Annotated in this window: 8 protein-coding genes; 3 read left to right on the top strand and 5 right to left on the bottom strand. The window is 64.5% G+C overall.

What is annotated here, in order from left to right:
• The first annotated feature begins 178 nt into the window (after positions 1 to 178).
• Positions 179 to 1,171, top strand: a complete 993-nt coding sequence (galE, locus tag F561_RS0110025; RefSeq protein WP_019009829.1) for a UDP-glucose 4-epimerase GalE — start codon at positions 179 to 181, stop codon at positions 1,169 to 1,171.
• 44 nt (positions 1,172 to 1,215) lie between these two features.
• A complete protein-coding gene (locus F561_RS0110020) occupies positions 1,216 to 2,565 on the top strand; it encodes a M20/M25/M40 family metallo-hydrolase (protein WP_019009828.1) in 1,350 nt (449 codons plus the stop codon).
• A 347-nt stretch (positions 2,566 to 2,912) separates the two neighbouring features.
• Here the strand turns inward: F561_RS0110020 and F561_RS0110015 are convergent, their stop codons facing one another.
• Complete coding sequence (locus F561_RS0110015; RefSeq protein WP_019009827.1) at positions 2,913 to 4,319, bottom strand: RtcB family protein; 1,407 nt, start codon at positions 4,317 to 4,319, stop codon at positions 2,913 to 2,915.
• A gap of 301 nt (positions 4,320 to 4,620) precedes the next feature.
• Here F561_RS0110015 and F561_RS0110010 point away from each other — a divergent pair, with 301 nt between their 5' ends.
• A complete protein-coding gene (locus F561_RS0110010; RefSeq protein ID WP_019009826.1) occupies positions 4,621 to 5,139 on the top strand; it encodes a hypothetical protein in 519 nt (172 codons plus the stop codon).
• A gap of 23 nt (positions 5,140 to 5,162) precedes the next feature.
• Here the strand turns inward: F561_RS0110010 and F561_RS0110005 are convergent, their stop codons facing one another.
• The 4 genes from F561_RS0110005 to F561_RS0109990 form a co-directional block, all read right to left on the bottom strand.
• Entirely contained in the window at positions 5,163 to 5,879 is a 717-nt protein-coding gene (locus tag F561_RS0110005) for an SDR family oxidoreductase (RefSeq protein ID WP_019009825.1), read from the bottom strand.
• A gap of 41 nt (positions 5,880 to 5,920) precedes the next feature.
• Positions 5,921 to 6,976, bottom strand: coding sequence for an alpha/beta hydrolase family protein (locus F561_RS0110000; RefSeq protein ID WP_019009824.1), 1,056 nt, complete (start codon positions 6,974 to 6,976; stop codon positions 5,921 to 5,923).
• A 5-nt stretch (positions 6,977 to 6,981) separates the two neighbouring features.
• Positions 6,982 to 7,917 (bottom strand): alpha/beta hydrolase family protein, encoded by a 936-nt coding sequence (locus F561_RS0109995; RefSeq protein ID WP_019009823.1) that lies wholly within the window; start codon positions 7,915 to 7,917, stop codon positions 6,982 to 6,984.
• A gap of 239 nt (positions 7,918 to 8,156) precedes the next feature.
• Entirely contained in the window at positions 8,157 to 9,548 is a 1,392-nt protein-coding gene (locus tag F561_RS0109990; RefSeq protein ID WP_019009822.1) for a D-alanyl-D-alanine carboxypeptidase/D-alanyl-D-alanine-endopeptidase, read from the bottom strand.
• Between the last annotated feature and the right edge of the window lie 26 nt (positions 9,549 to 9,574).

Genomic DNA, 9,574 nt, shown 5'->3' with positions numbered 1-9,574 from the left:
CCGCTTTACCCCAAACTGCGGGATAAAGCTCCATTCCCACTACGACGTACTTTCTTCGATACTCGCTTCGCTCGGTTAATCTATAGATTAACTTCGACCTACTTAGTTCTTGTCGTTCTGTACCCCGGAGTCCTCAGTTCTGAGTCTTTTCGCATCAGGCCTTTGCTACCCTAACCGCATGAAACTTCTGGTGGTGGGCGGAGCAGGCTACATCGGTTCGCATACAGTCCGGCAATTGCGGGCCGCAGGGCATGACGTGGTGGTGCTGGACAACCTTTCCAGCGGACACCCGGAAGCCCTGCCCCCCGAAGTGACGCTGGTGAAGGCCGATTTGCAAGATGCCGAAGCGGTCAAGGCGGCCCTGAATGCCCATCAGCCGGATGCCGTGATTCATTTTGCCGCGCTGATCGAGGTGGGCGAGAGTATGCGTGCACCGGGCCGCTATTACCGGAACAACGTGCTGGGCAGCCTGAACCTGCTGCAAGCCATCGTGGAAACGCGCAAGATTCCGCTGGTGTTTTCCTCCACGGCTGCCGTTTACGGCACCACCGACGCCGTGCCGATTCCCGAAACGGCCACCAAGCAGCCTGAAAGCGTGTACGGCGAAACCAAATGGATGACCGAACAGATGATCCATGCCTTTGGGGTCGCTCACGGCTTGCCCTATACGATTCTGCGCTACTTCAACGTGTGTGGCGCGGCTCCGGGCGGCACGATTGGCGAGGCGCACGCCAACAAGACCCACCTGATCGAACTGGCCTGCCTGACCGCGCTCGGCCAGCGCGACAAGATGCTGATTTACGGCGACGATTACCCCACCCCCGACGGCACCTGCATCCGGGATTACGTGCATGTGCAGGACCTGGCCGACGCGCATGTGCTGGCGGTGGAAGCGCTGCACGGCGGCGGGCAGGTGGCAACCACCTATAACGTGGGCCTCGGTCACGGCTTCAGCGTGCGCGAAGTGCTGGACGCCGTGGACGCCGTGGTGGGCACACCTCTGACCCGAGAACTGGCCCCCCGCCGCGCCGGAGACCCCCCGCGTCTGGTGGCCGATGCCAACCTGATCGTGAAGGAACTGGGATTCGCGCCCAAATTCACCGACCTCAAAGAGATCGTGGCAAGCGCGTGGGAGTGGCACCGCACGCATCCGCACGGCTTCGAGCAGTAGGGGTTTGGGGGGGAAGCCGCCCTCCATCCTTTACCCTGAGGGCCATGACTTCCACCCCATCCAGCGACCTGTCCCCGCACATCGCACGCGGCCTGTCGGATTTGGCCGAATTTGTCGCCATAGAAAGCGTGAGCGCACAGGGCCGGATGCTGCCCGAAGCGGCGGCCTACGTGACCCGTCTGCTGGAGGCCGAGGGCTTCACCGTGCGCCAGTATCCCGGCACGGTTGCGCCTGTGCTGGTAGCAGAGGCAGGCAGCGGCCCCACCACCCTCCTGATCTACAACCATTACGACGTGCAGCCCGAAGACCCCCTAGACCTCTGGGACAGCCCGCCTTTTGTGCTGACCGAGCGCGATGGGCGGCTGTATGCTCGCGGCGTCAGCGACGATAAGGGCGAGATTATTTCCCGGCTGGCGGCGGTGCGGGCGGTGCGCGAGCGGCACGGCGGCCAGTTGCCCCTGCGCGTGCGCTGGCTGCTGGAAGGGGAAGAAGAGGTGGGCAGTCCCAGCCTTGAAGCCTTTGTGGAGGCCCACGCCGACGAGCTGCGGGCCGATGGCTGCTGGTGGGAATTCGGGTCCATTACGCCCGAGGGTCGCCCGGTGGCCTCACTGGGGCTGAAGGGCGTGATGTGCGTGGAACTGCGCTGCCGGGTGGCCGACTCCGACCTGCACAGCAGCCTCGGCGCGGTGATCGACAATCCGCTCTACCGCCTTGCCCGCGCCGTGGTCTCCCTGCGAGACGACACGGGCCGCGTGACCATTCCCGGTTTTCATGACGCCGTGCGCGACCCCAGCGCCGCCGACCTTGCCGCCATCGCCACCATTCCCGGCGACGGTCAGGCAGTACGCGACACCTACGGCGTGACCCGCCCGCTTGCCACTGGCCCCGAGTATTTCCAGCGCACCAATCTGCTGCCCGTGGTCAACGTGAACGGCTGGAGTGGCGGGTATCAGGGCGAAGGCAGCAAAACGGTATTGCCCGCACACGGCAGCGTCAAGCTGGATTTCCGGCTGGTGCCTGATCAGGACCCGGAACAGATTCTGGCGCTCTTGCGTGCCCATCTGGAGACCCAAGGTCTGGGCGACATAGAAGTCGTGGAACTGGAATCTCACCAGAAGCCCGCCCGTGCCGACGCCGGACATCCCTTTGTGGTGGCCTGCCTGGAAGCGGCGCGGGAGGCCCACGGTTCGGAGCCGATCATTCATCCCAGCAGCGCGGCCAGCGGTCCCATGTCACCGTTCAACGAGTTTCTGGGCGTGCCCTGCGTGGCAATGGGCATCAGCAATCTGGGCGGGCGGATTCATGCGCCCAACGAAAATATTCTGCGGGTGCATTTTGAACAGGGCGTGGCGTTCGGGGTGGCCCTGCTGGAGCGGCTGGGGCGGGGGCTGTAGCGGGCTGAGTTTTTGGGCGAGGCGGGTGGGTGGGCTTCTGCCACGGTGGATTCCCCCACCCCCCAGCCCCCGCCCCCAAAGGGGTGAGGGGAGTTTTCGCTGCGCTCGGCAGGAGTGATCTTGTCGTGTTCAGCCCCGGCTGAATCTTTCATCTGAAGTGGAAGTGCCAGTTCACTCTGAGCTGGAATTGGCCCGCGCGTTTCACGCACGACGGCCTCACACGGATTGGGCGGGCAAGAGTATGGGGCGGCCAAACAAAAAACCGGAGAAACGCTCAGGCTTCGGCGTTCCTCCGGTTTTCCCACTTCCCACTAACTACTTACCACTCACGGTCTCTGAAACTGTCTCTAAACGTCCTCGTTCCCCGTGTCCATCCGCACCACTTTGGGCATGAACTGGCCCAGCACGTCCACCAGATCCGTCTGGCGGGCAATCACATCCTCGATGCGTTTATAGGCCTGAGGCGCTTCATCTATGCCGCCGCCGATCAGGGTGATGCCGTGACGGTCCAGGTAAGCCTGCACGTCCTTTTTGGCAAGGGCGTTGATGGCGGCCTTGCGCCCCAGCTGACGGCCTGCGCCGTGGCTGGCACTTGCCAAGGCTGCCGGGTTGCCGCGCCCACGCACCAGAAAGCCGGGGTCGGCCATGCTGCCGGGAATCAGGCCCAGTTGTCCGGCGGCGGCGGGGGTGGCTCCCTTGCGGTGAACGATCAATTCCTTGCCGTCTATCTGCTGTTTCCAGGCCAGATTGTGGCTGTTGCTGACGCGCAGCAGCGGCGTTTCACCCAGTGCGCGGGCAAGGCGGGCGTGAATCAGGTCGTGGTTGGCGAGGGCGTAGCGGCCAGCCAGATTCATGGCGAGCCAGTAGGCCTGACCTTCCTCGCTGCCGAGCGGAAGCCACGCCAGCTTCTGGGCGCTTTTGTCGATCATGGGGTGAAGGGCCTGTGCCAGCCGCGTAAAGTGGTTGGCGACCTGTGCCCCGAACCCCCGCGAGCCGCTGTGAGACAACACCGCCAGATAATCGCCCGCTTCCAGCCCCGTGCCGCTGTCGGGCGCAGAGAGGCTGAACGTGCCGAACTCTACGAAATGGTTGCCGCTGCCACTCGTGCCGATTTGCGTGATGGCCTTGTCGTGCAGGTGACCCAGAATCGGCAGGGCGTCCCACGTTTCCTCGTGCAGCACGGCGTGGTCTTCGCGGTCACGTTTTTCAAAGCCCACGCCCGCGCCAAAGCGGGTATGCCGCATCAGCAGGGCTTTGGCTTCCTCGGTTTTCAGGGCGTTGCTGGGCAGGGGCAGCACACTCAGCATCATCGAGCAGCCGATGTCTACGCCCACGCCGTACGGAATCACGGCGTCTTCAGTTGCCAGCACGCCGCCGATGGGCAGGCCGTAGCCGACGTGTGCATCGGGCATCAGCGCACCCGCACGCGAGATGGGCAGGCGCATCGCCACGTCCATCTGGGTGTGTGCGCCGGGGTCGATCAGGTCTGCGCCCCACACCGGGTAGGGCAGAGGCGTGGGCCGCAGGTCGCTGAAAGCCCGCGCTTCCTGCACGCCGCGCACCGCGATCAATTCGGCGGCGAGGTCGTTGTACAGACCACCCAAAAAAGCCTCGGGGTTGGCCTGCACACCGCGCAGTTCATTCAGAATCTCATCTCGGCTCAGGCCTGCCCGCTCGCGCAGGGTGGCGGCAGAGAGGGCCAGCCCAATGGCCTTGCGTTCAAATCCAAGTTTGGTAATTTGCTTCCCGTTCATCGTCTGTCCTTGTGCGGGAAGCCTCTGTACTGCTCAATGGGGGCTTGCCCGCGTGTTAGGGGGTGGGGGCGCGGCGCGTGGTCACGCTGTTGCCCGCTGCTGTGGCCCTTCGCCAATCGTCCGAATCTGCATCTCTCATTCTGTGCCCTCCCCTTTATTCAGGGCCAGTCTGCCCCGTCCGCCTGCCTCAGCACATCGGCAAAGTGGCGCACCCGGTTACGTCCATACTGCTCTTTCTACTTACCGTGCCGAATGAGGCCTGGTTCACGCTCCCATCAGCTTCACGGTTTACTCTGGATACATGAGAAAATCTGCCCTTTTGCTCCTGTGCGTTCCTTTGGCCCTTGCCGCCTGCGGGCCTCGCGGTATCCAGACGCCCGACGCCTACGATGTCAGCGGCAGCATTGCAGGCAGTTGGGGCACTGATGCACGGCTGCGGTTGGCTCTGGTCGGTACAGGCTTCCCCGAAGTGGTGACCAACAACAGCAATCTGGCCCAGAATGTGCTCCTGACCGGCATCAACACCTGGAATTTTGGGGTGGATCTGCCCAACGTGCCCGGAGTGGTGGGTGTGTATCAGGTGGTGGTCTATAACGACGCCAACAACAACGCCAATCTGGACGCCACCGAGGTGGACAGCGTGGCCCGCAACCAGCAGTGGCTGATTTACAGCCAGGTGGGAGGCAACGTTCCGGCCACCCGGTTCACACCCGAAATGAACGTGACTCAGGGCTGGAACCTGTACGACAAGCGCGTGGTGATCAGCACCACCAACCCCCGCTCTGGTCAGAAAGTCACGGGCTACGACCTCAGCCGCTAATTTATTCTTCCCGATCCGCCCGCCTACACGTCCTGCGTGGTCGGGCGGATCAGCAGTTCATTGATCGCCACATGCGCGGGCTGCTCCAGTGCGTACAGGATGGCGCGGGCCACATCGTCGTCTTGCAGGAATTCGGCGTTTTGAGGCTTTCGGCCCTCGGCCCAGAACGGTGTTTCGACCCGGCCCGGTTCAATCGTGGTCACGCGTACGCCCTCGGCGCTCACTTCGCGGCGGATGCTTTCGCCCATCCCCGAAATTGCCCATTTGGTGGCGCTGTAAGGGCCGGGTGTGGCGACCCGTCCGGCCACAGAACCCACCAGGAGCAGGTGGCCCCGGCTGCCGATCAGGTGCGGCAGGGTGGCGCGGGCGGTCAGGGCAGCCCCCAGCACGTTGGTCAGGATCATGTCGCGCCACTCGTCGGGCGTGGGGTCGCCGGTGGCGTAGCGGGGCGCACCTGCCGTGAATCCTGCATTGGCAAGCGCCGCGTCCAGCCGCCCAAAGCGTTCCAATGTGGCCGCCACAGCACCCTCCAGGTCGGGCCACTGGGTCACGTCCGCGCGGAGGGCAATGGCCTGTTCTCCGCCCAGTTCGGCAGCCAACGCCTGCAATTTGTCTTCGCTGCGGGCCAGGAGCGCCACGCGCCAGCCAGCCTGTACCGCCTGCCGGGCAGTAGCCGCGCCGATGCCCGTGCTTGCGCCCGTAATCAGAAGAACTTTGCCTGTAGAGGAAGTTGAGGTCATGTGTTGAGCCTACTCCCTGGCTTCCCAGGACTTGCGGAAACTCATAGATTGGCCTTAAAAAATGCCACGCTACGTCTGAGGGCCGTGGAGAGATTCTGGCTCAGGTTGTGGTTGTCGCCCTCGTAGCGGTAGGCCTCCACCCCCTGCCCGGCGGCGCGGAGGTCGTCGGCCAGAGCTTTTTGAAAGGCATAGGGCACATCGGCGTCGTTGGTGCCGTGGTGAAGCTGAGTGGGTCTGCCATTCAGTTCTCGCAGCAGGCTATTGGGGCTGAGTGCCCGCAGGTAGCGGCGATTCAGACGGTCCAGCGTGGGTTTGGGGCCGTTGGCAGGGGGGTTCCAGTCGGTCGCCAATACGTCGTAGCTGGCGATCACGCCCGCCCACAACGACGCGGCCTTGAAGCTGTCATCGACCAGCATGGCCCGCAGGCTCAGTTGGCCGCCCATCGAGTGCCCCCACAATCCCAGCCGCGCCGGATTGACCCGTGGGTCGGCCTTCAGGCTGGCGGCGGCGTTCAGCACATCAACCGTGTAGCCGGGATCGTTGTATCCGCCCCGCGCCTCTCCCTCGCTGCTGCCGTGTCCCCGGTAATCGCTTTTCAGGGTCACGAATCCGGCTCTGGCGAACGCGTCCTGATACGCCACGTAGCGCTCGGTGGTGCGGTACTCGGCGGGCGGAATATACCCGTGATTGAACACGATGGCGGGCCAGCCTCCTGTGGGCGGCGTACCGCTCGGTACCGTCAGCAGGGCATTGATCCGCAGGCCATCCGACTGGTAGCTCACCACCTGCCGCGAATAGTTGACCCCGGCCCGCAAATTCTGCCGCACCGTCAGGGCGCTGCCGGGGTATTTCCGCGTTCGCAAGGCCTGCACGCTGATGGGTTGCCACGCCACCAGTGCAGTCAGGGCCGCGTCGGTCAGGCTGCCGTCCGGGGCGGGTCTGCTGATTTCTGGGCTGGGGGCGGAGGAGGGGGCGGCGGTGCGTCCAGGTTGGAGGTTGCCCGGCAACGCAAACGGCAGGTTCTCTGGCTGGGTCACGGCCACCCAGCCCGCGCCCGCCACCAACAGCAGGAGTCCTACCTGCACCAGTCGCCGCATCAGGGTTACAGATTCGCCTTGAAGAAAGCCACGCTGCGGTTGAGGGCCACCTGCAGATTTCGGCTGAGGTTATGGTTGTCGCCGGGATACACGTAGCTCTGCACAGGCTTGCCCACTGCTTTCATCTGTGCGGTCAGCCGGGTGTGAAAAGCCACCGGTACGTCTTCGTCTGCTGTGCCGATATGGAGCTGAATCGGGCCGCCAAGGTCGCGCAGATAGGAATTGGCCGCCAGCGTGTTCCAGAATTTGGGGTTGGCCTGCGGCGTGCCGTACTTGGCCACTGCTTTTTGCCGCAGCCCAAGCACCGACCGGGGAATAGAAGCCGGAACCGGGCTGCGCCACTCGTTGATGATCTGGTTGTAGTCGCCCACCACGCCCGCCCAGATCACGCCTGCCTTGATCTGGCGGTCTATCACCATCGCCCGCAGGGTCAGAAATCCGCCCATCGAGTGGCCCCACATGCCGATTCGGGCCGGATTGACCCGCTTATCGGCCTTCAGGCTCGCCAGCGCATTCATCACGTCGGTGGTGTAATCAGGCGCAAAATAGCCGCCCAGCGCCTCTCCCTGACTGCTGCCGTGCCCCCGGTAATCGCTTTTGAGGGTGATGAATCCGGCGCGTGCAAAAGCGTCCTGATAGGCCACGTAGCGCTCGGTGGTGCGGTACTGGGCGGGCGGAATATAGCCGTGATTGAACACGATGGTCGGCCATCCCCCTTTGGGCGGCGTGCCACTCGGCACCGTCAGCAGGGCATCGATCCGCAGGCCATCCGACTGGTAGCTCACCACCTGCCGGGAATAGTTGGCTCCAGCCCGCAAATTTTGCCGTACCGTCAGGGCGCTTCCCGCAAAGGTTTTGGCCCGCGCCGCCGGAATACTCATCTGGGCCGCGTCCAGCTTGGCGAGGGCCGCCGCCGATTGCGCCGATGCCTGCCCATTCATCCCGGAGGAAATGAATCCAGAGGAAATCAATAGGGCTGTCAATGCCCGTCCGTACCCGCGCCGCCTGAAGGTCATGGCTGCACCCTAGCTGTGCAGGGCGGCCAACACGGGGCGCAAGCCCACCAACACGCACTGATTCAGTCTTGAGGTTGTCCTCAAAGGAATCTCAGGAGAGGGCGGCAGGCTGCTCGTTGAGGCGGTCTCTGCGCCTCCCGAGACTCTTTTTCTGGCGCCGGGCGTCAGTGCGCCGCCGCTATGGCCTGCACCATCTGGTCTTGTAGGCCGCGCAGGGTCAGAATCGGCGTGGTTTCCGGGCCGTTCATCAGGATAGAAAAGGCAAGTGTTTTGCCGCTTTTGGCGGTCACGTAGCCTGCCAGCGCACTGACGCCCGGCAGGGTTCCGGTTTTGGCCCGCACGTCCAGCCCCGAACCCTGCAGCCGCAGGGCCATCGTGCCGCCGCGTCCGGTGTGCTGCGGGTCAGTCTCACCGGTACCTGCTCGGGGCAGGGCCTCGGCAAAAGCGTTGCGGCGGGCGCGGTAAAGGGCAGCGGGCAGCGTTCGGGATGTCCCGGCTGCGGCGTAAGGCAGGTCGTACAGCACGCTGAGGAGCTGTATCTGGGCACGGGCAGTCAGGCGGTTGTCCCGGCTCAGGCCGCTGCCGTCGGCCAGCGTTACGCCGCTCAGGTCTACTCCCATGCGGCGCAGGGCGGCCCGCTCGCGCAGCAACGCGCCCTCCAGTGTGCCGCGTCCCAGGGGTGTGGCGGCCAGAGTTCCCAGGAGTTCTTCGGCCTTCAGGTTGTCGCTGGGGCGCAGTGTGGCGGCCAGAAACGGTGCAGGAGAGCCGCTACTGACGCTGGCAAGGCCCTGTTCTGGACGGCGGTTCACGGGAATCAGCGGATCGGGCGGCAGAGGTTTGCCGTCGTTGTCCAAACGGGCGGGGGCAAGGTAGGGCATGAACCCAGGAGCCACGCCCACCACGTCCGACCCCACCTCGATGCCCGCTCGCCGCAGTTCGGCCACCAGCGCCGCGCCCGCTCTGGCCCGCGCCTGTGCCCCTGATGTGGGCGGGTTGTTCTCCCATTCGCTCAGGCGTACGGCGGTCATGGGCACGTCCACAAGCAGGTCCGTCCAGCTGCCTGCCTGCATCCGGGACTCGTCCAGCCGCACGGTTTCGGCGCGGCGCAGGCCACGGGCAAAAGCCTGCTTTGCAAGTGCCCGCAGACTGTTGAGGCCGTCCGACACACTGAGGGTCGGGTCGGCACTGCCGCGCAGGGTCAGGGCAGACACGCTGCGGTGGCCCACTTCTGCCGCTGGCACGGTCAGTTCGGTACTCCACCAGCCTCCCGCGCCGCCCCGGTCTATCAGCACCGAGGCCGCCGTGACCAGCTTCTGGGTGCTGGCCGGAATCATGGGTTCGTCGGGCTGCTGGGCTTCCAGCACCGGGCCGCCGCCGACCTCGCGCACCAGTACCGATACCTGTACGTTGTCGGGGGCACGCTGAAGGACTTCCCGCACGCCTGCGCTGAGGCCGGGGTCGCGGATCAGGTGCACCGAGATGGGCGTGGTCGGGGCCACTGCCGCCAGCTCTGCTGAAAGAAGGATAAAAGTACAGAGGGTCAGCAGGCGGCGCACCCGCAGAGGATAGCGTGTGAAGCCTG

The organism is Deinococcus aquatilis DSM 23025, assembly GCF_000378445.1.
Classification (GTDB): domain Bacteria; phylum Deinococcota; class Deinococci; order Deinococcales; family Deinococcaceae; genus Deinococcus; species Deinococcus aquatilis.
Note: the sequence above shows the minus strand (reverse complement) of the source record. Positions and strands in the feature narration are given on the sequence as shown.

Excerpts from the sequence above, each read along its gene's own strand:
- galE (WP_019009829.1), top strand. The coding sequence starts at position 179 with ATGAAACTTCTGGTGGTGGGCGGAGCAGGCTACATCGGTTCGCATACA.
- F561_RS0110020 (WP_019009828.1), top strand. The coding sequence starts at position 1,216 with ATGACTTCCACCCCATCCAGCGACCTGTCCCCGCACATCGCACGCGGC.
- F561_RS0110015 (WP_019009827.1), bottom strand. The coding sequence starts at position 4,319 with ATGAACGGGAAGCAAATTACCAAACTTGGATTTGAACGCAAGGCCATT.
- F561_RS0110010 (WP_019009826.1), top strand. The coding sequence starts at position 4,621 with ATGAGAAAATCTGCCCTTTTGCTCCTGTGCGTTCCTTTGGCCCTTGCC.
- F561_RS0110005 (WP_019009825.1), bottom strand. The coding sequence starts at position 5,879 with ATGACCTCAACTTCCTCTACAGGCAAAGTTCTTCTGATTACGGGCGCA.
- F561_RS0110000 (WP_019009824.1), bottom strand. The coding sequence starts at position 6,976 with ATGCGGCGACTGGTGCAGGTAGGACTCCTGCTGTTGGTGGCGGGCGCG.
- F561_RS0109995 (WP_019009823.1), bottom strand. The coding sequence starts at position 7,917 with ATGAATGGGCAGGCATCGGCGCAATCGGCGGCGGCCCTCGCCAAGCTG.